Source organism: Nocardioides marmorisolisilvae (assembly GCF_031656915.1).
GTDB classification, from domain to species: Bacteria; Actinomycetota; Actinomycetes; order Propionibacteriales; family Nocardioidaceae; genus Marmoricola; species Marmoricola terrisoli.
Map to the genome: position 1 here is coordinate 76,050 of NZ_CP134227.1, position 25,150 is coordinate 101,199.

Annotated in this window: 20 protein-coding genes; 9 read left to right on the forward strand and 11 right to left on the reverse strand. The window is 70.5% G+C overall.

The features are described from left to right. Nucleotides 1-126 precede the first annotated feature (126 nt). Complete coding sequence (locus tag Q9R13_RS00365; protein WP_310963048.1) at nucleotides 127-1,428, forward strand: ABC transporter substrate-binding protein; 1,302 nt, start codon at nucleotides 127-129, stop codon at nucleotides 1,426-1,428. Nucleotides 1,429-1,502: 74 nt separating this feature from the next. Here Q9R13_RS00365 and Q9R13_RS00370 read toward each other — a convergent pair whose 3' ends face one another. The 5 genes from Q9R13_RS00370 to Q9R13_RS00390 all read right to left on the reverse strand — a co-directional run bounded on the left by Q9R13_RS00370 (nucleotide 1,503) and on the right by Q9R13_RS00390 (nucleotide 6,446). Continuing rightward, a complete protein-coding gene (locus Q9R13_RS00370; RefSeq protein ID WP_310963049.1) occupies nucleotides 1,503-2,288 on the reverse strand; it encodes an ABC transporter ATP-binding protein in 786 nt (261 codons plus the stop codon). After that, complete coding sequence (locus tag Q9R13_RS00375; protein WP_310963050.1) at nucleotides 2,288-3,217, reverse strand: ABC transporter ATP-binding protein; 930 nt, start codon at nucleotides 3,215-3,217, stop codon at nucleotides 2,288-2,290. The genes Q9R13_RS00370 and Q9R13_RS00375 overlap by 1 nt, the downstream gene beginning before the upstream one ends. Then, the gene (locus Q9R13_RS00380) at nucleotides 3,207-4,202 is read right to left on the reverse strand and encodes a branched-chain amino acid ABC transporter permease (RefSeq protein ID WP_310963051.1); all 996 of its coding nucleotides are present in this window, start codon (nucleotides 4,200-4,202) and stop codon (nucleotides 3,207-3,209) included. The genes Q9R13_RS00375 and Q9R13_RS00380 overlap by 11 nt, the downstream gene beginning before the upstream one ends. 10 nt (nucleotides 4,203-4,212) lie before the next feature. Then, nucleotides 4,213-5,577: a branched-chain amino acid ABC transporter permease gene (locus Q9R13_RS00385; RefSeq protein WP_310963052.1), complete on the reverse strand. Its 1,365-nt coding sequence runs from the start codon at nucleotides 5,575-5,577 to the stop codon at nucleotides 4,213-4,215. Between the two features lie 113 nt (nucleotides 5,578-5,690). Continuing rightward, the gene (locus tag Q9R13_RS00390; protein WP_310963053.1) at nucleotides 5,691-6,446 is read right to left on the reverse strand and encodes a DUF554 domain-containing protein; all 756 of its coding nucleotides are present in this window, start codon (nucleotides 6,444-6,446) and stop codon (nucleotides 5,691-5,693) included. Between the two features lie 116 nt (nucleotides 6,447-6,562). Here Q9R13_RS00390 and Q9R13_RS00395 point away from each other — a divergent pair, with 116 nt between their 5' ends. Both Q9R13_RS00395 and polA read left to right on the forward strand, forming a co-directional pair. Beyond that, entirely contained in the window at nucleotides 6,563-7,138 is a 576-nt protein-coding gene (locus Q9R13_RS00395) for a GNAT family N-acetyltransferase (protein WP_310963055.1), read from the forward strand. Between the two features lie 47 nt (nucleotides 7,139-7,185). Beyond that, nucleotides 7,186-9,852, forward strand: a complete 2,667-nt coding sequence (gene polA / locus Q9R13_RS00400) for a DNA polymerase I (RefSeq protein ID WP_310963057.1) — start codon at nucleotides 7,186-7,188, stop codon at nucleotides 9,850-9,852. 30 nt (nucleotides 9,853-9,882) lie between these two features. On the opposite strand, the gene Q9R13_RS00405 is transcribed toward polA, so the two are convergent. Then, the gene (locus tag Q9R13_RS00405; protein ID WP_310963058.1) at nucleotides 9,883-11,142 is read right to left on the reverse strand and encodes a lipopolysaccharide biosynthesis protein; all 1,260 of its coding nucleotides are present in this window, start codon (nucleotides 11,140-11,142) and stop codon (nucleotides 9,883-9,885) included. 71 nt (nucleotides 11,143-11,213) lie between these two features. Here Q9R13_RS00405 and Q9R13_RS00410 point away from each other — a divergent pair, with 71 nt between their 5' ends. Continuing rightward, on the forward strand, nucleotides 11,214-15,209 hold the full coding sequence (locus Q9R13_RS00410; RefSeq protein ID WP_310963059.1) for an alpha-(1->3)-arabinofuranosyltransferase domain-containing protein: 3,996 nt from the start codon (nucleotides 11,214-11,216) through the stop codon (nucleotides 15,207-15,209). After that, entirely contained in the window at nucleotides 15,206-16,939 is a 1,734-nt protein-coding gene (locus Q9R13_RS00415) for a hypothetical protein (protein ID WP_310963060.1), read from the forward strand. The genes Q9R13_RS00410 and Q9R13_RS00415 overlap by 4 nt, the downstream gene beginning before the upstream one ends. Here the strand turns inward: Q9R13_RS00415 and Q9R13_RS00420 are convergent. Next, complete coding sequence (locus Q9R13_RS00420; RefSeq protein WP_310963061.1) at nucleotides 16,908-17,657, reverse strand: class I SAM-dependent methyltransferase; 750 nt, start codon at nucleotides 17,655-17,657, stop codon at nucleotides 16,908-16,910. The two genes, Q9R13_RS00415 and Q9R13_RS00420, sit on opposite strands and share 32 nt — an antisense overlap. A gap of 123 nt (nucleotides 17,658-17,780) precedes the next feature. Here Q9R13_RS00420 and Q9R13_RS00425 point away from each other — a divergent pair, with 123 nt between their 5' ends. The 4 genes from Q9R13_RS00425 (at nucleotide 17,781) to Q9R13_RS00440 (ending at nucleotide 20,922) form a co-directional block, all read left to right on the forward strand. After that, a complete protein-coding gene (locus Q9R13_RS00425) occupies nucleotides 17,781-17,912 on the forward strand; it encodes a hypothetical protein (RefSeq protein WP_310963062.1) in 132 nt (43 codons plus the stop codon). Nucleotides 17,913-17,981: 69 nt separating this feature from the next. Then, the gene (locus tag Q9R13_RS00430) at nucleotides 17,982-18,755 is read left to right on the forward strand and encodes a glycosyltransferase (protein WP_310963063.1); all 774 of its coding nucleotides are present in this window, start codon (nucleotides 17,982-17,984) and stop codon (nucleotides 18,753-18,755) included. Beyond that, nucleotides 18,755-19,930 carry a glycosyltransferase family 4 protein gene (locus tag Q9R13_RS00435; protein ID WP_310963064.1) on the forward strand — a complete coding sequence of 392 codons (1,176 nt, stop codon included), beginning with the start codon at nucleotides 18,755-18,757 and terminating at the stop codon, nucleotides 19,928-19,930. Before Q9R13_RS00430 ends, Q9R13_RS00435 begins: the two co-directional genes overlap by 1 nt. Continuing rightward, nucleotides 19,912-20,922 carry a DUF3068 domain-containing protein gene (locus tag Q9R13_RS00440; RefSeq protein WP_310963065.1) on the forward strand — a complete coding sequence of 337 codons (1,011 nt, stop codon included), beginning with the start codon at nucleotides 19,912-19,914 and terminating at the stop codon, nucleotides 20,920-20,922. The genes Q9R13_RS00435 and Q9R13_RS00440 overlap by 19 nt, the downstream gene beginning before the upstream one ends. Nucleotides 20,923-20,958: 36 nt before the next feature. On the opposite strand, the gene Q9R13_RS00445 is transcribed toward Q9R13_RS00440, so the two are convergent. The 4 genes from Q9R13_RS00445 to Q9R13_RS00460 form a co-directional block, all read right to left on the reverse strand. Next, nucleotides 20,959-21,990 carry a hypothetical protein gene (locus tag Q9R13_RS00445; RefSeq protein WP_310963066.1) on the reverse strand — a complete coding sequence of 344 codons (1,032 nt, stop codon included), beginning with the start codon at nucleotides 21,988-21,990 and terminating at the stop codon, nucleotides 20,959-20,961. Then, nucleotides 21,987-22,691: a class I SAM-dependent methyltransferase gene (locus Q9R13_RS00450; RefSeq protein WP_310963067.1), complete on the reverse strand. Its 705-nt coding sequence runs from the start codon at nucleotides 22,689-22,691 to the stop codon at nucleotides 21,987-21,989. The genes Q9R13_RS00445 and Q9R13_RS00450 overlap by 4 nt, the downstream gene beginning before the upstream one ends. A gap of 70 nt (nucleotides 22,692-22,761) precedes the next feature. Then, nucleotides 22,762-23,562, reverse strand: coding sequence for a class I SAM-dependent methyltransferase (locus Q9R13_RS00455; protein WP_310963068.1), 801 nt, complete (start codon nucleotides 23,560-23,562; stop codon nucleotides 22,762-22,764). 100 nt (nucleotides 23,563-23,662) lie between these two features. Continuing rightward, complete coding sequence (locus Q9R13_RS00460; protein WP_310963069.1) at nucleotides 23,663-24,856, reverse strand: integrase; 1,194 nt, start codon at nucleotides 24,854-24,856, stop codon at nucleotides 23,663-23,665. Nucleotides 24,857-25,150: the final 294 nt, after the last annotated feature.

The window sequence follows — 25,150 nt, forward strand, 5'->3', positions numbered from 1 at the left end:
CGACCTAGGGGTAATCACGGGTGTGGCCTCCACGTGTCCCGGTCGGCGGCTAGGTTCTAGCCACTTCGTATCAAGCGCGCCCGTCATGGCTCGGCCGGCGGCACGCCAACTCCAGATGGAGGCTCAATGATTCGCCATCAAGGCATCCTCCGATCAGCTGCGGTGCTCGGTGTGGCCACGCTGGCGCTTGCCGGTTGCGGCAGCAGCAACTCAGGGGACAACAACACGTCGCCCAGCGCGAACAACAGCGCCAGCTCCGGCTCCGGCGGCGGGCAGGACGCAGGCAATGGCCGGCTGGTGATCGGCACCCTGCTCCCGCAGACCGGTGACCTCGCCTTCCTCGGCCCGCCCGAGTTCGCTGGCGTCGACGCTGCGGTCAAGGACATCAACGCGGCCGGGGGTGTGCTCGGCAAGCCGGTCACACAGGTCAAGGCCGACTCCGGTGACGGCACGCCCGACATCGCCGGCTCGTCGGTGAGCAAGCTGCTCGCCGGCAACGCCGATGTCATCATCGGTGCCGCGGCATCGGGTGTCTCGCTCTCGGTGATCAACCAGATCACCGATGCGGGCGTGGTCGAGTTCTCGCCGGCCAACACCTCGCCGACGTTCGACGACCCGAAGACCGACCCGCACAGCCTGTACTTCCGTACGTCGCCCTCCGACGTCCTCCAGGGTGCGGTGCTCTCCAACACGATCCTCGAGGATGGCCACAACAACGTGGCGATCCTCGCGCGTCAGGACTCCTACGGCGAGCTACTGGCGGCCCAGGTGGCCAAGGGCATCAAGGCCGGTGGCGGCACCGTCACGGCCAAGGTGCTCTACTCGGCCGACGCGACCAACTTCACCGCCGAGGTGAACAAGATCGCGGCGACCCACCCGGATGCGATCGCGCTGATCGCCTTCAACGAGACGACCAAGATCATCCCCACGATGATCGCCAAGAACATCGGCCCGAAGAACCAGCAGGTCTACTTCGTGGACGGCAACACCGCGGACTACTCCAAGGACTTCCCGAAGGGGACGCTCACCGGAGTCAAGGCCACCTACCCGGGAGCACAGCTCACGGGCAGCTTCAAGAAGGTGCTGCTCCAGACGAATCCCAAGCTGACGGACTTCACCTATGGTCCCGAGGCGTACGACGCGACCACGCTGACCGCGCTTGCGGCCGACGCGGCCAAGTCGGACTCACCGACGAAGTACGCGCCGTACATCATCAAGGTGTCGAAGGACGGCACCAAGTGCACGTCGTACAAGCAGTGCCTGGACCTGCTCAACCAGGGCAAGGACATCGACTATGACGGTGTCTCCGGCCCGGTCGACCTGGGTACCACCGGTAGCCCGACGAAGGCCACCATCGGCATCTTCCAGTACGGACCGAACAACACGTACCACAACGTGAAGTACGTGACCGGTGTGATCCCGGACTGATCCATCCGAACAGCAAGCAGGGGCCCGGCTGATGCCGGGCCCCTGTTGCATGCCGCGGGCTGCGGCGATGATGGCTACTTGGCCAGAGTGCCGAGGTAGAGCTCGATCACCTTGGGATCGTTGCCGAGGTCCTTGCCACTTGCCGTGTATGCGTTGCGGCCCTGGTCCAGGACGTAGCCCCGGTCGCAGATCTGCAGGCAACGACGGGCGTTCTGCTCGACCATCACGACCGAGACGCCGGTCCGGTTGATCTTCCGCGTCTGGACGAAGACCTCGTCCTGCATGACCGGCGACAGCCCGGCGGACGGCTCGTCGAGCAGCAGCACGGAAGGCTCCATCATCAAGGCGCGACCCATCGCGACCATCTGGCGCTCGCCTCCGGACAGTGAGCCCGCCCGCTGGCCGCGGCGGTCGATCAGGGCGGGGAACAGGTCGCCGACGAACTCGAACCGCTTCCGGAACGACTTCGGGCTCTGGTAGCTGCCCATCTCGAGGTTCTCCTGGATGGTCAGCGAGGGGAACACGTTGTTGGTCTGGGGGACAAAGCCGATGCCCTTGCGGACCAGCGTGTCGGCCCGCTCGTTGGTGATCTCGTCGCCCTTGAGCACGACCTTGCCGCTGCGGACGCGGACCAGCCCGAAGAGAGCCTTGAGCAGAGTCGACTTGCCGGCCCCGTTCGGGCCGATGATGCCGACCAGCTCACCGGGCTGGCAGTAAAGGTCGGTGCCGTTGAGGATGTTGACGCCCGGCAGGTAGCCGGCGATCAGGTCGTCGGCACGCAGCACGGCGCCCTCGGCAGCGGTGAGGTGTGCCGTGCGGCCGGCCGCGGCCTCGGCGGACGTGGGGGTCGAGTCGGCCATCAGGCGTCCTTGTCAGTTGCTTCGTCGTCGGCGGCAACCTCGGCTGCGGCCTTCTCGTGGATCTCCTCGACGACGTCCTCGCTGAGGTCCTGGTCGTGGTGCGAGCCCAGGTAGGCGTCGATGACGCGCTGGTCGCTCATCACCGAGTCGGGCGGGCCCTCGGCGACGACCTGGCCCTGGGCCATCACGATCACCCAGTCGGAGATGTCGCGGACCATGTCCATGTCGTGCTCGACGAACAGCACCGTGCGGCCCTCGTCGCGCAGCGACTTCACGTGGCCGAGCAGTGACTGCTTCAGGGCCGGGTTGACGCCCGCCATCGGCTCGTCCAGCATCACCAGCTCAGGGTCGGCCATCAGCGCCCGCGCCATCTCGAGCAGCTTGCGCTGACCGCCGGACAGCGTGCCCGCGAAGTCGTCGCGTAGCCGCGCCAGCAGGAATCGCTCCAACAGGGCGTCGGCCTTCTCGGTGATCTCGTGCTCCTGGCTGCGCCACATGCCGAGCAGACCGGGCAGGAAGCGCTCGCCGCGCTGGCCGGTCGCTCCCAGGCGCATGTTCTCGATGACCTTGAGCTTGGCGAGCACCTTGGTGAGCTGGAAGGTGCGGATCATCCCCATCCGGGCGACCTTGTAGGCCGGGACGTTGGCGAGCGACCGGCCGTTGAAGGCCCACTCGCCGGACTGCGGCCGGTCGAACCCGGTGAGCAGGTTGAAGAACGTGGTCTTCCCGGCACCGTTCGGCCCGATCAGCGCGGTGATCACGCCGCGTTGGATCTCGACGTGATCGACGTCGACGGCGGTGAGTCCGCCGAAGCGACGGACCACGTTGTCGGCGACGACGATCGCGTCCGGCTTCGGCGCGCCCGGCTCGCGGGGCACGTCGGCGAGCGCGGCTCGGGCGGCGCTCAGGCCGCTGGTGTCAACGGGCATCGATCGCCAACTCCCTTCGGTCGCCGAAGATTCCTTGTGGTCGGTAGATCATCAGCAGCATCAGCGCCAGCCCCATGATGATCAGCCGCATCAGGCTTGCCTGGTCGCTGTTCATCAGCCAGGTGGGCATGATCGGGTGGTTGCCGGAGGTCATCTGGCCGAACATCACGTCCAGGAACTGGATCAGGAACCAGAAGATGATCGAGCCGACGACCGGACCGAGCACTCGGGCCGCGCCGCCGAGGAGGAGGACGGTGTAGGCGAAGAACGTGGTGTCGGTGGCGACCCACGTGGGGTTCATGTTCGAGTGCTGCAGGGCGACGAAGAATCCCGCGAACGCGCCGAACAGACCGCCGAGAACCAGCGACTGCATCTTGTAGAGGTACACGTTCTTGCCGAGGCTGCGGACCGCGTCCTCGTCCTCGCGGATGCCCTTCATCACGCGGCCCCAGGGCGCGCGCATCAGCAGCCAGACCAGCACGCACCCGATGGCCACGATGATCCAGCCCAGGAACAGCACCCAGAAGTCGTAGGGTCGCCACGACACGATGCCGAGGTCGACCGTGTTGTGGAAGGGGTTCATGTTCGAGAAGGCGTTGTCGAAGTGGATCAGGCCGTCCTGGCCGCCGAACCATTTCAGCAGCGTCACCGAGCCGAAGCTGAAGCGCAGGATCTCGGAGGCCGCGATGGTCACGATCGCCAGGTAGTCCGCACGCAGTCGCAGCGTCGGGACGCCGAGGATCAGGGCCAGCACGACGGTGAAGAAGAGGCCGGCGAGGATGGCCAGCCAGAAGGGCAGACCCCACGTCGAGATGAAGGCGGCCATCACGTAGCCGCCGACCGCCATGAAGCCGGCCTCACCGAAGTTGAGCAGCCCGGTGTAGCCGAAGTTGATGTTCAGGCCGATCGCGGCCAGGGCGTAGACCACGGCAGTGGGGCCGAGGCCCGACTGTAGGGCCTGGCTGATGGTGCTTCCCCAGTCCATGCGTTCCTCCTCAGCCCACTCGCTCCGCGCGCCCGAGCAGCCCCTGCGGGCGGATCAGGAGCACCACGATGAGCACAACCAGTGCCCCCACGAACTTCAGCTCGGCCGGGATGACCAGCGTGGAGACTTCGATGAAGATGCCGATGATGAACGAGCCCAGCAGCGCGCCCCAGACGCTGCCGAGGCCACCGAGGACGACCGCGGCGAAGACCAGCAGCAGGATCTTGAAACCGACCTGGTAGTCGAACCCCTGCGTCATGCCGAGCAGTACGCCGGACAGGCCGGCGAGCCCGGCCCCGACGGACCAGACCACCGAGATCACCCGGTCGACGTTGATGCCCGAGGACGCCGCGAGCGCGGGGTTGTCGGAGACTGCGCGGGTCGCCTTGCCGATCCTGGTGCGCTGGATCGCCAGGCAGACCAGGACCAGGACGACTGCGGAGAAGATCACCACGCCGAGGTCCTTCGGGGTGAAGCTGACCTGTCCGACGTTCCACGGTGAAGGGTTGGTCCACTGCGTGTAGTTGTGGGTGTCGGCGCCGGCTACGTACTGGTAGATGTTGCGCAGGAAGATGGACAGACCGATCGAGACGATCATCGCTGCGATCAGCCCCACGCCCTTGCGACGCAAGGGACCCCACAGGATCTTGTCCTGTGCCCATCCGAAGAGCGTGGACAGCACGATGGCGGTGATGATGCCGGCCACCATGGTGACGTTGACACCGCCGAGGTCGACGTTGCCGGGGAGGCGGTCGATCGCGAAGGCGGCCATCGCGCCGAAGGTGATCAGCTCGCCGTGGGCGAAGTTCACCAGCCCCGTGGTGCCGAAGATCAGGGACAACCCGAGGGACGCCATCGCCAGCAGGAACGAGAAGACCAGTCCGCCGACGGCGAGTTGGATGCCCTGGATGAGATTGCTGGTCTCCTTGGGCGCGTTCCCGATGGGGAACGTCACGTAGCGGTCGCTCTGCAGGTTGAAGGTCAGCGGCAGCGACTCCTGCTTGGGGTTGCGCAGCTTGGTCCCGTGGGGGAGCGACTTCGAGTCGATGTGCACCGTGAAGGTGTGGCCCAGGATGTCGATCGCCTTGCCCGGGAGGGTGATGTCGAAGATGCCGGTCTGGTCGGTGACCGACTTGCCGACGACCTTGTGCGCTTCGTCGGTGACAGTGATCGTGACGCCGGGCACCGGAGTCGCCGGCTTGTGCCGGGCGTCGAGCAGGCACCCCTGCACGTGGATGGTCTCGTCGTTGTGGGCCGGCGGCCGGACGCAGGTCGGAGACGCTGCTTGGGCCGGGGAGCCGACGAGGACGGTCAGCAGGGCTACTGCCATGGCTGCCAGGGCAAGGCAGGCCAGCCGTACGGGGCGGGTGTGCATGTGGCTCCCAGGATCGCTGGTGGGTCTTGCGGGACTATAGGGCCAAAAGAGTGATCCGGCGCACATTTGGTCTGGCCCCGCTCACACTGAGTCCGACGTGTTACCGGCGACGCTCATCGAAGGGCGGCGACCAGCTCGGTGAGCACCGGTGCCATCACCAGGGCCGGGAGCAGGTCGCCGACCTTGATCCGGCGGACGTCCAGGAGCCGGAGGCCGACCCCGACCAGGAGCAGGCCGCCGGTGGCGGTCAGCGCGGCCAGGTGCGCATCGGGCAGGAAGTTGCCGAGCAGTGCACCGACCACCGTCAGCGCCCCCTGGATCGTCACGATCGACACGACGCTTGCCGCGACCCCCCAGCCGAAGGACGCCGCGAAGGCGATCGCGGCGAAACCGTCCAGCGCAGCCTTGAGGTAGAGCTGCTGCGGGCCGTCGCCGATCCCCTCGGTCAGGGAGCCGAGGATCGTCAGCGGGCCGACGCAGAAGACCAGCGAGCTGGTGACGAACCCTTGCACGAAGCGTTCCCGTGCGGCGTGGCCGGCGCCGCCGGACCGGCGCAGGACCAGGCGCTGGAGGTGGCCGCCGACGCCCTCGAGCCGGTCCTCGATGCGCAGCAGCGAGCCGAGGATGCCCCCGGTCAGCACGGCTCCGAGCACGATCAGTGTGGGCGCCGACGTACCGACGAGAGCGGACAGGGCGGGGTCTGTGACCGAGGTGGCAGCAGACGCGGCGATCAGCAGCGTGACCAGACCGAGGCCGTCGGTGACCACGGTGCGCGTGCGCTCCGGCAGCCGATGCCCGACCAGGACGCCGATGGTGGCGCCGAGGAGCACCGCGACGGCGTTCACCAGCGTTCCGATTCCGGGAAACACGGTTCTCCTCTACCATCGCGACAGAGACCCCGGCCGGGGGGACGGCACAGTGTCTCACTGCAGTCGGCGGGCGCAGGATGCGCGCACCGACGTCGACCTGTGGAAGGTGGGGAGCGATGCGTCGGCAACCGATGCCGGTCCGCGATGCCGTACCGGAGGATGCAGCCGCACTGGTGCTGCTGTGGTCCGAGGCCGGTCCCTCCGGTGAGCCGCTGGCCACCTTCGCCGAGGAGGTCCCGCGGGCGCTGGCCCATGTCGCCGCCGACCCCGACGAGCGCGTCGTGGTCGGTGAGTCCGACGGCGCCATCGTCGCGATGATGCACCTTCGACGTGCGCCGCTGACGCCCCTGCACCTCGAGCAGGTGGTGCACACCTCGTTCCTGCTGGTGCGGCCCGAGTACCGCCGACACGGCTATGCGCACGCATTGCTCGAGACCGCGGTGGCGTGGGCCGAGGAGAAGGACATCGCACATGTCAGCGCGGCCGCGTCGAGCGCCTCGCGTGACACCAACCGGTTCCTGGCGCGTCTGGGGCTCGGGACGGTCGGCACCTACCGGATGGCTGCGACGGCGACCCTGCGCAAGAAGCTGACCCCGCCGGCGCCAGGTCCTCGTAGCCGCAACGTCGGGCAGGTCCTTGCGGCCAGGCGGTCGATGCGGCGGCGGCGCGCGCTGACCGACGCCGACGACTGACCCGCCTCCCCGGCGGAGCGTCCCCGCCACCCACTAGGGTCGACAGGGTGGCAGAAACCAGACCTCGCCTCCTGCTTCTCGACGGGCACTCCCTCGCCTACCGAGCCTTCTTCGCCCTCCCGGTGGAGAACTTCTCGACCACCACGGGCCAGCCCACGAACGCCGTCTACGGCTTCACGTCGATGCTCATCAATGTGCTCCGCGACGAGGATCCCACCCACGTCGCAGTGGCCTTCGACAAGTCGCGCCAGACCTTCAGGCTCGCGGAGTACGCCGAGTACAAGGCCAAGCGGAACAAGACCCCCGACGAGTTCAAGAGCCAGCTGCCGCTGATCCAGGAAGTGCTCGACGCGCTGCGGATCCGGCACCTCGAGATGGACGGCTACGAGGCGGACGACATCATCGCCACGCTGACCACCGAGGCACTGGCCGCCGGCCTCGAGGTGCTGATCCTCACCGGCGACCGCGACTCGCTGCAGCTGGTCACCCCCGAGTCGACCGTGCTGTACCCGATGCGTGGAGTCTCCGAGCTCGCCCGGATGACGCCTGCCGCGGTCGAGGCGAAGTACGGCGTCCCCCCGCACCGCTATCCCGAGCTGGCTGCGCTGGTCGGTGAGGACTCCGACAATCTGCCCGGCATCCCCGGCGTGGGGCCGAAGACCGCGGCGAAGTGGATCGTCCAGTACGACGGCCTCGACAACGTCATCAACCACGCCGACGAGGTCAAGGGCAAGGCAGGTGAGAACCTCCGCGCCCATCTCGACGACGTGATCCGCAATCGCCGGCTCAACGCACTGGTCCGCGACCTGCACCTCGAGGTGGGCCCGACCGACTTGGTGCGCAACCCCTGGGACCGCGCCGAGGTGCACACGCTCTTCGACGGGCTCGAGTTCCGGGTTCTGCGTGACCGACTCTTCGAGACGCTCGAGTCCGAGGAGGACGTCGACGAGGGCGGGTTCGAGCTCAGCGCCACCACGCTCGCGGCCGACGGCGTCGCCGACTGGCTGGGTGCGGTCGGCACGCTCACGGTCGGGGTGCACGTGCGCGGATCGTGGGGCTCGGGCACGGGACGCGTGGAGGGCGTCGCGCTGGCGACCGCGGCCGGCGACGCGGCGTATGTCGATGTGGCCACGATGAGCCAGGCCGACGACGCCGCGCTGGCCGGGTGGCTCGCCGACCCGGCGCGACCCAAGGTGCTGCACGACGCGAAGGGACCGCTCCACGCGCTCGGCGCCCAGGGCTGGCCGCTCGCTGGGCTGCAGAGCGACACCGCGCTGGCGGCGTACCTCGTCCGGCCCGACCAGCGGTCCTACGATCTGGCGGACCTCACCGTGCGCTACCTGCGCCGCGAGCTGCGCGACGAGAGCACCGGAGAGCAGGGGATGCTCTTCGACGACGAGCGGGTTGTCTCCGAGGCGGCGATGCTCCGCGCGCGCGCCGTCGTCGACCTCGCCGAGGCGCTGGACGCCGCAGTCGAGGAGCACGGGGGCACCCGGCTGCTCGCCGAGGTCGAGCTGCCGCTGGTCGGGGTGCTCGCCACCATGGAGCGGGTCGGGATCGCCGTGGACCACGAGCTGCTCACCGAGCTCGAGTCGGGGTTCGCCGACCAGGTGCGCTCGGCCGCGCAGGAGGCCTACGACGTCATCGGCAAGGAGATCAACCTCGGCTCGCCCAAGCAGCTCCAGGTCGTGCTGTTCGACGAGCTGGGGATGCCGAAGACCAAGAAGACCAAGACCGGCTGGACCACCGACGCAGACGCGCTGCAGGGCCTCTACGAGAAGACCGAGCATCCGTTCCTGCAGCACCTGCTGCGGCACCGCGACGTGAGCCGGCTTCGGCAGACCGTCGAGGGACTGCTCAAGACCGTCGCCGACGACGGCCGGATCCACACCACCTTCAACCAGCTGATCGCCGCCACCGGGCGGCTGTCCAGCACCGACCCGAACCTGCAGAACATCCCGGTCCGCACCGAGGAGGGACGCCGGATCCGCGAGGCGTTCGTCGTGGGGCCGGGCTACGCGACCCTGCTCACCGCCGACTACAGCCAGATCGAGATGCGCATCATGGCGCACCTGTCCGAGGACGCCGGTCTGATCGAGGCGTTCCGCTCCGGCCAGGACTTCCACCAGGCCACCGCGTCCCGGGTCTTCGGGGTCGGCGCCGGCGAGGTCACCCCGGAGATGCGCGCCAAGATCAAGGCGATGAACTACGGCCTCGCCTACGGACTGTCCGCCTACGGGCTGTCCCAGCAGCTGCGGATCGACACCGGCGAGGCGCGCGGGCTGATGGACGAGTACTTCGAGACCTTCGGTGGGGTGCGCGACTACCTCGCCGGCGTGGTCGAGGAGGCGCGCCGGACCGGCTTCACCGAGACGATCATGGGTCGTCGGCGCTATCTTCCCGACCTGACCAGCGACAACCGACAGCGTCGGGAGATGGCCGAGAGGATGGCGCTCAACGCTCCCATCCAGGGGTCGGCCGCCGATGTGATCAAGGTGGCGATGCTCAACGTCGACCGGGCGGCCTCCGAGGCCGGCATGTCCTCACGGATGCTGCTGCAGGTGCACGACGAGCTGGTGTTCGAGGTCGCCGAGGGCGAGCAGGAGGCTCTCGAGCTGCTGGTGCGTGAGCAGATGGGGGCAGCTGCGGAGCTCACGGTCCCGCTCGACGTGTCGGTCGGCACCGGTGGCAGCTGGCACGCCGCCGCTCACTGAGGGGCCGCCGGCCAGTGTGGTGGGCCGGTCTCAGCGAACGGGCGAGCGCTCCGACGAGCGGAGCCGCAGCAGGCTGAGTGCGAGCAGCGCGACGAACAGCGTGGCATCGGTGGCGACGACGATCATCAGCAGCTCGTTGAAGCTAGTCGCGGTCCGGCCCACGGCGACAAGGACGACCAGCGCCGCCCAGATGAGCAGCACTGAGCGTCGGGCCTGGCGGGCCAGCACGCTGTAGACCAGCAGCTGGAGCAACGAGAGCAAGGTACCCAGGGCCGCGAACACCCACAGCTGGTGCTGGATGGCCAGGTACTGGTGGCCGCCGACGAAGATCAGCGCGAGACCTGACAGCGCGGCCGCGCCGCCGGCGGTCAGGACGCCGATCAGCGCCAGCAGCCCCAGTCCCTTGAGCAGTGTGCCCACCCGAGCTCCCGCGGTGCTCATCGTGGGAAAGGCCATCACGACCACGAACTGGGGGAGGAACAACCCCGCCTTGACGAGGATGAGGCCACCGGCGTAGAGGCCGGCCTCGTGAGAGCCCAGGGTGTTGCGGGCGACCAGGAGGTCGACGTTGGACAGCGCGAAGAAGGCCAGCAGGGTCTGGCCGTTGTGGGCCGTCTCGATCCACAGGGCGCGAGCCCGGTGCTCGCCCGAGCCGGCGTCGGAGCGGTCGGGACGCGACCGTCGCAGCGCGAAATGGCCGACGACTGTGGGAACGAAGGCCGAGAGCGTCACGCCGAGCATTCCGGAGAGCTCGGTCGGGTGCCACGCGACCGCAGCCACCCCGATGACCAGTCGGCTGACTCCCATGGAGAGGTAGACCAGGGAGAGGGAGGTCCAACGGCGCTCGCCCTGCAGTACGCCGGCTTGCGCGCCCATCAGGCTGAGCGGGGCCATGGCGACCCCGACGAGCGCCGCGGTGGCCACACTGTGCAGGTGCAGCAGCGCGTTCAGTGCGGGGGACAGGACCAGGCAGAGCACGGCAAGGCCCACCGACGCCTGCCAGCCGACCCGGAGCACCGTCTTCTCCACCTCGCCGGCATGGTCCAGATTGGCGGAGATCCTTCGGGCGGCCACGGCTTGGAGGGCGAGCTGGAGCACGCCGAGCACCAGCATCACGTTCATCAGCGACGCGACCGCGCCGTACGCCTGGGGGCCGAGCAACCGGGCCGCGACGATGGTGAAGCCGTAGGTCGAGACGTTCATGATCCCGACCGCGACCGCGATCACCGCACCGCCACGCAGGGCCTTGTTGGTGGCGTTGGCCGTCGTGCCCGGCGCCTGCTGCTGCACGCCGGCGAGTCTCCCACACGGGCAAGGGAACGGCCCTTCGGCGCGGTGTCGTTGGGTACGGTGACCCGGACATGAGCGCACGACAGGTCCGGCCGACCACGGTGGCCTCCCTTGCCGTGTATGGACTGCTCCTGCTGAGCGCCGTCGCCGAACAGTTCGGCAAGGTCACCAGCGACACGAAGTCGCAGCTGGTGGTGACCCCGTCGCGCTTCCTCGGGCAGGCCTTCTCGCTCTGGGATCCCACCGAGACGCTCGGCCAGCTCCAGAACCAGGCGTACGGCTATCTGTTCCCGATGGGGCCGTTCTTCCTCGTCGGCCACCTCGCGCATCTGCCTCCGTGGCTCACCGAGCGCTTCTGGTCCACGCTGCTGCTCGTCCTGGGCTGTGAGGGCGCTCGCCGGCTGGCGGCCGCCATCGGGCTGTCGGCGTGGCCGGCCTGGGTGGCGGGGATGGCCTACGGGCTCAGCCCCCGGGTGATCAGCGAGGTCGGCGTGCGCAGCGCCGAGATCCTCCCCGGCGTCGTTCTGCCGTGGGTGCTGCTGCCGATCGTGCTGGTGGTGACGGGCCGGCTGGGACCACGGCGCGGCGCGGTGCTGTCCGTGGCCGCCTTCCTCTTCTCGGGCGCGGTGAACGGGACCGCCACGGTCGCGCCGCTGCCGCTCGTCGTGCTCGTGATCCTCTGGGCGGTACGGCGGGGCCGGCTGCGTTGGTCGTTCGTGGCGGCGTGGTCCGGACTGATGGTGCTGGCGAATCTGTGGTGGGTGCTGTCGCTGCTGAAGCTGAACAGCTACTCGCCGCCGTTCTTCGACTACGTCGAGGACGCCACGACCACGACGTCGACGAGCGACTTCCTCGAGGCGCTGCGGGGCGCGAGCAACTGGGTGAGCTTCCTCAACGTGGGGTCGGCGCCGAACTGGCCGGCCGGGTGGGTGGTGAGCTTCTCTCCGGCGTACGTCGTGGCCAGCGGCGTGCTCGCGACCGTGGGGCTGCTCGGCCTGGCGCGCTGGCGCAGCCCCTGGCGCACTCCGTTGGCGGCCAGTGCGCTCCTCGGGCTCATCTGCCTCACGATCGGGCACGCGTCCGCCCTCGAGTCGCCGCTGGCGCCCTCGGTCCGCGACCTGCTCGACGGTCCCTTCGCGCTGCTCCGCAACGTTGCGAAGGCCGACCCGCTCTTGCGGCTGCCGCTGGCGATCGGCACGGGCTGCGTGGTCGTCGCGCTGTTGGGCCACGTGCCCCGGTGGCGGATCCGGTGGTGGCCCGCTGCGGCTGCCGTGGCGGTCGGGGCGCTCGCTGTCGGGATGGCTCAACCGGCATTGGCGGCGAACCTGCGAACGCCGGGCTGGACGAGGGTCCCGTCGTACTGGTCGCAGGCTGCACACTTCGTGGCCACGGGAGCGCATGGATCGGCGTCATGGGTGGTCCCGGGCACCGGATTCGGCATCCAGACGTGGGGCTGGACCGACGACGAGCCGATGTCGATCGTCGGGCGATCACCCTGGGTCACCCGCTCGCAGGTGCCCCTCGCCCCGCCGCAGACCATCCGGATCCTGAGCCAGCTGGAGAACTACCTGGCGACGGGGTCGGGCTCTCCCCAGCTCGGTGGGATCCTCGCGCGGCTCGGCATCGGCGACATCGTCGTGCGCCACGACCTGGCCCCGGACTCCGGTGACGCGACCTCCGCCAGCCTGGTCTCGATAGCGCTTGCGCGTTCCGGCGGGCTGACCCGGGTGCGCACCTTCGGACGCCTCGACCTCGGCCCGGCGATCGAGGTCTACCGGGTGGACCGGCCGGTGCCCCCGGCGGGCCTCACCGTCCGTTCGGCCGATGCGGCGGTGACCGTGGCCAGCGACAGCGCGGACGTGGTCAATGCGATCGGGGCCGGGCTGATCCCGGTCGGGCGGGCGGCGGTCGTCCGCGGCGACAGCGGCTGGGTCCGCCCCGTCCAGGTGCTCGGGGACGCCTACCGCGACCGGGAGCGGCAGTTCGGGCGCGTCCAGGAGGCGGAGGGCCCGATGCTGGCGCGTGGTGAGCCTCGGCACGGGCGGCGGGTGGTCGCGAACTACCCGAGCAACCCGGGAGCGCGCCCGACACTCGTCCAGTACGCCGGCCTGCGCTACGTCACCGCGTCGAGCTCGCAGGCATGGACGAACAACCTCGGCGCGGTCCTGCCCGAGGACGCGCCGTACTCCGCGGTCGACGGCGACCTGAGCACGGGCTGGGTCTCGGGCTACTACCACCGCGCGCTGGGCCAGTGGGTCGAGGTCCGCTATCGCGCGCCGCACACGTTCCACCGGGTCACCGTCGCGACCCCGCAGGGGGACCCGGTCTACGACGACGTCACCCAGGTCACCGTCACCGTCGGGCGCACCTCCCGGCTCGCCCACGTGGATCCCTCCACCGGCATCGCCTACGTCGACCTGGACGGAGCGACCGGCGACCGGCTGCGGGTGACCGTGACGGGCGTCGAGCACCCCGCGCAGCGCGGCCCGGTGCGGATCACGGAGATCGCCGGCCCCGGGCTCCCGGCGCGAAGGACCCTCGTGCTGCCGTCACCGCCGATGGCCCCGGACGTCGACTACCTGTTCACCGCTGCACCGGAGACCCGAGCCTGCCTCCCGACGCTGCTGGGTCCCGACTGTGACCCCGAGCGGATGAGGGCGAGCGAGGAGAGCGCTGGGATCGACCGGACGTTCCGGGTGCCTTCCCGTGGTCGGTGGACGGTGGGCGGCACGGTGGTGGCACGCTCGTCGCCAGCGACGGTCGGTCTGCTCGACCCGATCGGTGGTCGGGTCGTGATGCGCGCCAGCTCGACCTACGCGGACGACCCCACGGTCTCGGCCCGGATGGCCTACGACGGCACGCCCAACACGTCCTGGATCGCCGATGCCCGGGACCCGGCTCCGACGCTGACGGTCGACTTCGCCAAGCCCCGCCGGATCGATCGGATCACGGTCAGTGCCCCGGCTGCTCCGGCGATCGCGCCGACGACCGCCGTACTCCGCTCGGGAGGTGAGGTCCGGCGGGTCTCCCTGGACGACCTCGGCACCTTCGCGCCGCTACGGGTCAAGCACCTCACGATCAGGTTCGCGAACCCGACCCGCCGGGGCGCGCCTCTGGGGGTGGGCGACGTGTCGCTCCTGCCCGGACGGGTGGCGGTGCCGCTGCATGGCGACGCGCTCACCGGCGCGGTCTGCGGGTTCGGGCCGGAGGTCCGCATCGACGGTGCCCGCCACCGTACGGCGGTCCGCGGGCTGATCGGCGACGTGGTGTCCTCGGGTCCGCTCAGCATCGTGCCGTGCGGCGAGCCGCTGCGGCTGTCCCGCGGCGTGCACCACCTCCGCGTCGTGTCCACCTCCCAGTTCCAGCCGGTCCGGGTGAGCCTGACCCGACACCAGAGGACGAGCACGGTCGGCGTCAACCGGACCCTGCGCGTCGAGCACCGCTCGGCGTCGGGGCGCGTGGTCCGGGTCGGCCCCGGGGGAGCGGCGCTGCTGTCGCTGACTCAGAACTTCAACCGCGGTTGGGTGGCGACCCTGGACGGCCGTCCGCTCACGCCGCAACGGATGGACGGCTGGGCTCAGGGCTGGCGGCTCCCGGCCGGCGCCGGTGGGACGGTGCGGATCCACTATGCCCCGGAGGCGTCGTACCGCATCGAGCTCGTGGGCGGCCTCGCCCTGGCCGGGGTGGTCCTGCTGCTCGCGCTCGTGCTGCTGGGGTCCACCCGCCTGACGGCCGGCATGCCGGTCGAGCAGGACGCCGTCCGGCGGCCCGTCGGTCGCCGACGGTACGTGCTCGGGGGCTTGCTGATCGTGGTCGGCGTGCCGTTGGGCTGGCTGCTCCTCGGTGTGCCCGGTGCGGCGGCTGCGCTCGTCGCCTGGACGTTGAGGCGCTGGCCCGGTGTGGTCACCGGGTTGGCGGCCCTTGCCGTGGTTGCGGGGACGGTGCTGGCCGGCGCACAGCTTCTCGAGGTCCCACAGCTGCCGGGTGCGGTCTCGGCCGGACTGTGCGGGCTGGGCGCCTGCGTGCTGCTGGTCGCTGCGTTGCTCCCCGCACGGCGGGCGCAGTGACGAGGCGCGGTCCAGAGACGGAGCGGCTGGTCGAATGGGGCTGGTGCGCGCTGCTCGTCGTTGCGGCCCTCGGACCGGCCCTCTGGCGCGCGGGGTACGTGCTGCGCAGCGACATGGTCTTCGTGCCGCATCAGCCCTGGAAGGGAACCTGGCTCGGGCTCGACGGGACGGTGGGCCGAGCAGTGCCGGCAGACGCGATCGTGTCCGTGCTGACCCACCTGGTGTCCGGCGACGTGGTGCAGAAGCTCGTCTTGGGCGGCTCCCTGCTGCTGGCGGGTCTCGCGGTCCGCGCCCTGGTGGCGGACTGCTGCCTCGCCGGCCGGCTGGCCGCGACGACCCTCTACGTGTGGAACCCCTGGGTGGAGGAGCGGCTCGCCATCGGGCAGTGGGGCACCGTCCTCGGCTACGCGCTGCTGCCATGGGTCGTGGTGGCGGCGCGAGGACTGCGCCGGGACCGCCCCGGCCGGGGTGTGCCGCTGCTGGTCCTCGCGTTGGCGGGATGCTCCGCCTGCACGCCGTCTGCGGGGCTCCTTGCAGGCGCGACCGCCCTGGCGGTGGTGGTGACAGGCCGGAACGGTCGTGCGACGCGGGCCGGTGTCGTGGTCCTGACCACGCTGGTGGTGAGCCTGCCCTGGGTCCTGCCCTCCCTGCTCGGCGGCGGCCTGCGGGCGGCGTCGGGTGGGCAGTTCCAGGTGTTCGGCGCCCGTGCCGAGTCCGGTCTCGGCACCGCTGCCAGCGTGTTCTCGCTCGGCGGGATCTGGAAGGCGGCCGCCGTACCTCCCGAGCGGACCAGCTCGGCGATCGTGCTGCTCTCGCTGGTGGTCACCTGCGTTGCGATCGCTGGCGCCGCCCGCTGGTGGTCGGTGACCCGCGATCGCACCTGCCTGGGTTTGGCGCTGCTCGCGGCAGTGAGCGTCGTGCTCGCGCTCGCGGCCGCCGTCCCCGGGGTCGCCGCCGCTCTGGACAGCGCGTCGGTGTCGGTTCCCGCTCTCGGGTTCGTGCGCGACTCGCAGCGGTTCCTCGCCCCGCTGGCGTTGCTGCTCGCGGTCGGGACGGCCTGGTCGGTCGACTGGCTGTGGCGGCGTGCTCGGGTCGACGGCGCCCGCATCCTGGCTGGTGCGTTGGTGCCGTTGCCGGCGTTGCTGCTTCCGACGATGGCCTGGGGCCTGCACGGCGACTTCCGTCCGGTGCAGTATCCCGCCGAGTGGGGCACCGTCGCCCGCCAGCTGGCGGACCGCCCGCAGCCCGATCGGGCCACCGTCGTACTGCCCTGGCACGGCAGCTACCGCGGTTTCGCCTGGAACGGCCACCATGCCGTGCTCGACCCGGCCGACCGGTTCTTTCCCGGCCCGGTGCTGGTCGACGACCGGCTCTATGTCGGCAGCCACGTGGTCGGGTCGGAGCGTGCCCTGCTCGGGCGGGTCGGTGATGCGCTGGCAGCGCCGGACCCGGCACGCCGGCTGCGCGCCCTCGGCGTACGACGGATCCTGGTCGAGAAGGGCAACGGACAGCCGGCATCTGCTGTGCCGACGGGGCGCATCGTGCACGACGGGCCACAGCTGCGCCTCGTCGACCTCGGTACGGCGGCGTCGCTGCCGCGTTCGGGACCACCCACGCTCCCGGTCCTGGCGGTCGATGCCGGGTGGGCGGTGCTCGTGCCGGCCTGTGCGGCGCTGCTTGTCGCGAGTCGGCGCGGGGTCAGCGTGCGCCAGCGCGCTCGACCACGATGAACGCGCGGTCGCTCGATGGCCGTTGCTGCTGCTCGAGCGGGAACCGGCGGCGAAGGACCCAACGGACGACGAACCGCGTCAGTGCCCGGAGGTCGTGACCGTAGCGCGCGCGCACCGCGGTGCGGAGCAGCTCGTCACCCTCGGGGTAGCTGCCGGTGAAGTGGACCCGGACCGTGCGCGCCGGGTCGGCCGCCCTTGCCCAGTCGACGACGTCGGCGGGACGGGGCAGGCCGTGCTCCAGGTGCTCGGCCAGGAAGGGCAGCGTCAAGGAGTGCTCGGCCCGCATCCAGTCCGCGAGATCGCGCTCCGCGGCGCACTTGCCGGGGGAGCCGCACGGAACGCCGATCACCACGCGCCGTCCTGCCACGCGGACCAGCTCCGCGACGTGCGCGGCCCGCTGGGCCACCGGGATGTGCTCGAGCACGTCGCTGCTGGTGACCACGTCATAGGCGTCGTCGGGGTACGGCAACCGGCCGGCCGGCACCACCACGTCGGCGGGTGCCTCGACGTTCAACGAGGTCACCCGGGCAGCGCCCAGCAGGCTGGCCAGCTCGTGGCCGCGCCCTCCGACGTCGAGCACGCTGCCGTCACTGCCCGCCAGCTCGGCGACGGTGAGCAGCCGGTCCCACTTGTCCGGCTGCCAGGTCCAGCGCGCCACGAGACGCCCCCGCAATGAGGGCACCGAGGTGGAGTGACGACGGTCGACACAGCGCGGCATCGGGCCAGCCTAGGAGGGGGTGGGACCTTGGTCCTGAGCTTGCGGCGATTGGTGATGCGCCGGCGCTCAGGTCGTGTAGCCTTCAGCCACATTCCGGGGAGGGAATGTGGGAGGGGAATCACTGTGAAGATCGCCATTGCGGCTGCCGTGGGAGCGGTCATTGCCGTTGCTGGTGCGGTCGGTGGAGTCGCTGCGTACCAAGGGAGCCCGCACGGGGTGTCCCAGACCAGCCTCTACACCTACGCCGACAACTGACGTTTCCAGCTTGATGGCCCCACGCCGTACGGCGTGAGGTCCGTCTGTGGCTGGGGAGGGCCGTCAGACATGCAACTGATCATTCCTGCGTACAACGAGGAAGCCAGGCTTCCGGAGACGCTGCGCGCCCTGCGGGCCTACGCACTGTCGCCCCGGGTCGTGCCCGGCCGCCCGCTCGAGGTCATCGTCGTGGACAACGCCAGCACCGACGGCACCGCGCTCGTGGCCGCCGCCGCCGACTCGCCGGCGATGCGCGTTCGGGTGGTGCACTGTCCGGTGCGCGGCAAGGGTGCAGCGGTCGCTGCGGGGGTGGCGGTGACGACAGCCGACGTCGTCGGCTTCATGGACGCCGACGGGGCGACCGCCCTGGTTGCCTTCGCCGATGCCGCCGTGCTGCTGGCCCAGGGCGTCGATGTCGCCATCGGCTCCCGAGCGGTCGCAGGTGCGGTGACCTCCGAGCGGCACAGCCGGGCGCGTGCGTTCGGCGCCCGCGCCTACCGCAGCCTGGCCGGCCGGATCGTTCCCGGTGTCCTGGACACCCAGTGCGGGTTCAAGCTCATGGGCGGCGACCTCGCCCGTGTCGTGTTCGCGGACATCGCGACCACCGGCTTCAGCTTCGACGTGGAGGTGCTGGCCCGTGCGCGCACGCTCGGTGCCCGGATCGCGGAGTTCCCGGTGCACTGGGTCGACGTGCCGGGCTCGACCTTCAGTCCGGTGCGCCACGGGCTGGACAGCTTCTGCGCCCTCGCCGTCATCGCCTGGCGGGTACGCCGTCCGGTCCGCACGCCGGTGACGCTGCCGGTCCGGACGCCCGCGGCACTCGAGCTGGCGGCGGAGGGCTGATGGACCTCATCGGCAGGCACGTCGTCGTGGCCAACTGGCGCGATCCGGACCACTCGCTCGCAGGCGGCGCCGAGCGCTACGCCTGGGAGTTCGCGTGTGCTCTGGTTGCCGCCGGTGCCCGGGTGGACTTCCTCACTGCGCGGGAGGCCGGCCAGCGACGCAGCGAGCTGCGCGACGGCATCCGGATCCTCCGCCGGGGTGGCCGCCTCGGCTTCTACCCGAGCGCCGCGCTGCACCTGCTGCGCCATCGGCGCCGGGTCGACGCAGTCGTCGACGCCGAGGCCGGGATCCCGACGTTCTCCCCGCTGTTCGTCTCCCGTCGGACCGGCGTCGTGCTGCTGATGCATCACGTACACCAGACCCAGTTCGACACCTACTTCCCCCGTCCCCTGGCCGTGGTGGGTCGGCTGCTCGAGCGGGTGGCGATGCCACGGGTCTACCGGGGCCGCCCGGTCCTCGCCGTGTCCGAGTCGACCCGGACCGAGATGGCCCGGCAGCTCGGATGGACCCCCGCGGTCACGGTGCTGCCCAACGGCACCGCCGCCGTCGTACGCCGGGACGTGCCGGCAGAGGACACCGTCGACCGGGTCGTCGTGCTCGGTCGGCTCGCCACCCACAAGCGCGTCGACCTCGTCGTGCGCGCGGTCGCCGCGCTGGTGCCGCTCCGCCCGGCGCTGCACCTCGACGTGGTCGGGCGGGGGCCGGAGATGGAGAGCCTGGCGGCCCTCGTCGACACCCTGGACGTCGCGAAGCACGTGACGTTGCACGGGTATCTCGACGAGGCGGACAAGGCCGACCTGATGACCCGCGCCCGCCTGCACGTCTGTGCCTCGGATGCCGAGGGGTGGGGGCAGGTGGTCGTCGAGGCCGCGTCGTACGGCGTGCCGACGGTGGCGCGTGACGTCCCCGGCATGCGGGACTCGGTGCGCGACACGACCACGGGCTGGCTGCTCCGGGAGCCGGCCGACGACCTCGTGGCCGTCCAGGCACGGCTGCTCGCAGGTATCGAACAGGCCCTCGAGGAGCTCGACGACGAGGAGCGGCGCGAGGAGATCGCGGTCGCGTGCCGCGCATGGGCGGCGCGGTTCAGCTGGGAAGAGATGCACGACGGCGCTGTTGCCGCCGTGCTGCAGGCACTGGAGAAAGGCGGGACGTCATGTCCTCCATCGCAATGAGTCATTCCGAGGCCGAGGACGGGCACTCACGCCGCCGCATCACGGCGAGTGCCGGATCCGCAGGTGGGGCCTCGCCGTGGCTGGCCGTGGTCGCCGCCGTCGGCGCCTTCCTCCTGGTCGCCGGGATGCTGGTCCACTTCTATGCCACCCCCGCATTGGCGGTGGCGCCGAGCGACCAGAGTTCGGTGACCTCCCTGTCCGCGGCGGGTGCGACCGTCTTCGACACCAACAGCCTCAAGGACGTCACGACCGACCTGTCGATCAAGGCGCGCACCGTCGGCGACGTCGCCGCCTCGCAGAAGGCACCCGGCGACGCCGTGGTGTGGGTCAGCTCCACCTCGATCCGCGACGGCCAGGGTCAGGTGCTGTCCCGCAGCATGAAGCGTGCCGCGTTCGACGAGCGGACCGGCTCGGCGGTGAACTGCTGCGGGAGCTTCATGCAGACCGCGCAGGGCGCGCGCACCTCCGTGGTCCGCCACGGGCTGGTCTTCAAGTTCCCGTTCTTCGCCAAGAAGCAGACCTATCCGTTCTGGGACGACACCCTGGGCAAGGCCGTCGACGCGAAGTACGTCGGCATCGGCAGCGTCCAGGGGCTCAGCGTCTACCGGTACGTCGCCGACGTGCCGGCCAGTCAGGTGGGGACCCGGGACGTGCCGCGGTCGGTGCTCGGGCTGCATGGGTCGAGCAACATCGCCGCCGACAGCAACTACCAGAACCACACGACGTACTACGTCGAGCCGGTGACGGGCGCGATCATCAACCAGGTCAGCGACACGAAGTCCTGGCTCAGCGCTGCGGGCCACGACCTGGTCACCACCCAGGCCCACATCGGCTACACGCCCACCCAGGTCACCTCGATGGTCAAGGACATCAAGGGCAAGGCCTCGATGCTGTCGCTCGCCGACGGCGTCGTGCCCTGGCTGCTCTCCCTGGTGGGACTGGCCATGATGGGTGCCGCGATCCTGCTCGGCCGGCGGCGCCGGGTCGTCTGAGTCCGTACTCCGACCCAGACGGCCACGCGACCGGCTTCAGCCGCCGAGCTGGCCTGCGACGGCCTCGAGCAATTGCTCGAGGCCGTCGTGGTCGTGGTCGCGACCCCTGGCGCGCAACGTCACCACGGTGCGGTCGGCGACGGTGGCGGCGCCGAGAGACAGCCCGGACCCGCCGCCCGAAACGGGGTAGAACGCGATGTCCTCCACCCCGGGCGCGTGCACCCGCCCCAGGTGGGAGACCAGCAGCGTGGACCCGAGCCGAGGCGCGGCGAGCCGGGTCGCAGCCCCCACGACGGTCGTCAGCGGGCCGTTGCCGGGAGCGCGTGAGGGCTGCAGGGGAGCGGTGCGCAGCGCCACTGCCACCTCGTCCCGGGAGAGGCGCTCCACGTCGCGCAACCGGAGGAAGCCGCTGTGGTCGCCCAGGTGGCGCGCCCCGGAGCCGGTCAGCGTCACGCCCACAGCAACGCTGATCCGCGCGGACCGGCCGCCGCGGTGGGCGTTCCACGCGCGTACGGCGAGTGCGCCCGCCCGGACCAGGTCTGCAGTGCTCAGCGGCGCGTCCACCGTGCGGCGTGCGAAGACGTCCGGAGACGGTCTCCCCGCTGCTCGGCTGCGTCGCGAGGGAGCCACCCGGGCCGAGGGCCGGACCAGCACTTCGGTCAGCCGGTCCACGACTGCCGGCAACAGCGGGGCGTCCCGGTCCGCGGGCGCGATCCCGCGGGCCGCTGACGCGGCCGGTGCGCCGATCAGCTCGCCCAGGACCGAGAGCAGGCTCAGTCCGTCGAGCACGCGGTGGTCGCCGCGCAGGACCAGGCCGTCCGCGTGCACCGCCACGTCCAGCGGCTCCTCCGGCGCAAGCCGTGCCGACAGGGAGGCGAGCAGTGCCGGGGCCTCACCGGCGGCCACGGCGTCGAGCGCTGGCTCGGGCCACCGCTCGCGTCGTGCCAGGGCCTGGAGCCGTCGCCGGACGGATCCGGACTCAGGAGGTGTCGTCGTACGAGCGTCGAGCAGCACGTTCCAGGGGATCCGCGGATCGCCCAGGCCGTGGCGCGGCGGAGCGCCGGTCACGATGTCGGCCGGGTCGCGTGCAGAACGAGACTCATGCCCCGGCGTCGTCGCAGTGGCAGGTGCGCCTCGACCGCGAGGACGGCACGCAGCACCATGTTGAGCAGCGCGTTGACCGGCTGCATCTCGCTCTCGGAGGTGCGCCGGCGCCGACGGCGGACCCTCGCGATCGGCCGCAGCAGCACGTTCCAGCCGAAGACGTCCTCCACCTGCAGCCCGGAGCCTTGGACGAGCTCGACCAGGCTGCGTCGCTCGTAGCGCCGGAAGTGCGCGAGCGCGACGTCGTGCCCGCTCCACAGGTCGGTGCCCGCAGGGACGGCCAGGAGGAGGTGGCCACCGGGGCGGAGCACCCGTCGCGTCTCGGCGGCCACGATGTCGTCCCGGTCGACGTGCTCCCAGGCGTCCGTCGAGAGCACCAGGTCGAAGCTGGCGTCGGCGAAGGGAAGCGCGCGGGCGTCGCCGCGGACCACGGGCAGGCCGCGCCCGTGGGCGACCTCGGCCGACGCGGGGGAGTGGTCCAGACCCGTCACCTGCCAGCCGAGGTCCCGCAGCACCTCGGTGTTCCCGCCCGACCCGCACCCGACGTCGAGCGCGCGGCCGATCCGGAGCGGGGCGAGCTCGCGACGGACCATCGTCCGGCGCGCGGCATACCACCAGTGTCGCCGCTCGAGCGCGGCCGACTTGCGGATCTCGGCCTCGTCCATCCCTGTCCCTCCCGCGGCGGTGTCGGCTCCCCGAGGGTGGTCGCCGGAGCCCTGTTGCCCGGGCGGGAGCCTAGCCGAGGTCGGCGACGAAGATCGCGGTGCCGGGGGTGAGCAGGCCGCGGGTGCGCGACCACCCGCCCCAGGTCCGGTCGTGGTCCTCGGGCCACTCGGGCTCGACGATCTCGCGGAGGCGGAAGCCGGCCGTCGAGAGAGCGTGCACCCAGTCGCCGATGGTGCGGTGATGCTCGACGTACCGGGTCTCGCCGGTCAGGTCGTCGACCTCGACGTACGGCGTCCGGTCCCAGTAGGACTGTGAGGCGATCAGGCCGCCCTCGCCGGGGTCGTCGGGGAACATCCACCGGGTGGGGTGGGTGACCGAGAACGAGAACCGTCCACCGGGTCGGAGCACGCGCGCGATCCCGTGCACCAGCGCGTGGGCGTCGGCGATGAACTGCAGCGCGCCGAAGGCCGAGAACACGATGTCGAACGAGCCGTCGCGGAACGGCAGGTCGGCAGCTCCCGCGCAGAGCAGCGGAACCCGGGTGCCCTGCTCATCGTCGATCCGGACGCTGTGCTGCAGTTGGCGCATGGACACGTCGGTGCCGACCGGCCGGCCGCCGTGCTCGAGCACCCATCGGGAGCACTGAGCGGCCCCGCAGCCCAACTCCAGCACGTCACGTCCGGCGACGTCGCCCAGCGCCCCGACGACGTCCTCGGTGACGCCCTCGGGCCCCCAGAGGAAGCCCGCGTCGCCGAGGAACGCGCCGTGCGTGGCCTGGTACTCGTCGGCGTAGGCGTCCCAGTCGGCGCGGTTGGCCCGCAGCGAGTCACGCTCGTCGACGGCGCGACGGTCCGGGTGCACCTGGTTCATGATGAGACCGTAGCGGCAGCCGGCCGGCCGGCTCGTCTTGCCTCACGTCAAGGTGTCCGCGTGGGTTCATCGGTTGCCTCACGTGAAATGTCCGCGTAGGTCAGGCTGCGGGGCGGGTGCCTCGGGTGCGGGCGGCGGCGAGGTCGATGAGTTGGTTTTGGATCTTGTTGATCGCTCTGGTGACCTTGGCCGGGTTCAGTGCGGCGTGCTCGGTCTCGAGCCTGCTTCGGATCTTTTCGTCGAGGACGCCGGCGTCGAGCAGCCGCTGGTAAGGGGTGCGTGGCGGGTCGTAGATGCGCTTCTTGCGGCCCGCTTTCGTGGTTGTCCACCCGGTCGCCTTGACGCAGGGCAGCAGGTGGTTCTTGCGGGCCATGACGAGGGCCCACAGGTCGTTGAGTAGCGCCAGTTCGGCTTCGGTCTCGTAGCGGTAGCGGAAGGCGTGCTTGCGGACCCAGTCGCCGTTGCGCTGCTCGACGTGGGCGTTGTCGTTGTGCTGGTAGGGACGGGCGCGGGTGACAGGGATGTCGTGGTCGTCGCACCAGGCGATCACGCCCCAGTTGATGAACTCGCTGCCGTTGTCGAAGTCCACCCCGGCCACTGGCACTGGTGCTTGCGCGGTGATCCACTCCAGGGCGCCGTGGACGTGCAGGAACGCGTTGTTGCGGATGCTGCGCAGCATCGTCCACCCGGTGAGCGGGTCCGTCGCGGTCAAGGTGCGCAGGAACTCGCCCTTGAGGGTGTGCCCGCAGTGCGCGACGGTGTCCAGCTCCAAGAACCCAGGCACCGTGATCGGCTCGTCCATGCTTGTGCGCGTCGGGATCGAGGAGCGCAGGATGTGGGAGGGCTTGGTGCCCGAGAGCGCGCTCGGGTAGGCGGCGTCCTTGTGGGGCTTGAGGTAGCGGTCGATCGTCGCTGCGGACATCGAGCGCAGCTCGTCGAGTACTTCGGGTCTGACGCGCGGAGCGACCTTACCGAGCTCACCGAACCGGACCAGGCGTTCGAGGGTGTCGTCCATGACCGCGGCCAGGTACTTGCCCGACGGCTGGCCCGATAGCCGCCAGACCTCCTGGAGCACGATCAGGGCGTCATAGGAGTACTTCTTCGGCCGTGGTCTGCGCTGGACATCACGGGCTGCGCCCTTGCGCGCTGCTGCCACACGGATCGCACGCCGGGCGTGATCGCGGGTCCACCCGGTCGTCTCGACCAGCGCATCGAGCATCGCGCCCTTCTCGGCCCTGTTCGCACGGGCGTACTCACGAGCGAACTTCTTGGTGATCTCATGCCGCGTCGCCATCGACAACTCCCTGTTCACCAGGCCAGGGAACCGCTCGCGCTACGCGGACATCCTTAGATGAGGCACGTGCTGCCGTTCCCGGACATTTTTGGTGAGTCAAGTCGCGGCTTTGACCGCGTGCGTGCACGCCGGATACCCTGTCAGGTGCGCCAGTTGCCTGCCTGGGTCTCAGACGGAGCAGCCTCTCGCTCGTCATCGGCCCCACGTTCGGGGCAAGCGAACATTCGTGATGGTGAAACCGGCACCGGCGCGCCCGAAACGAGAAGTGCCCCTACTACTCACAGCCAACCGAAG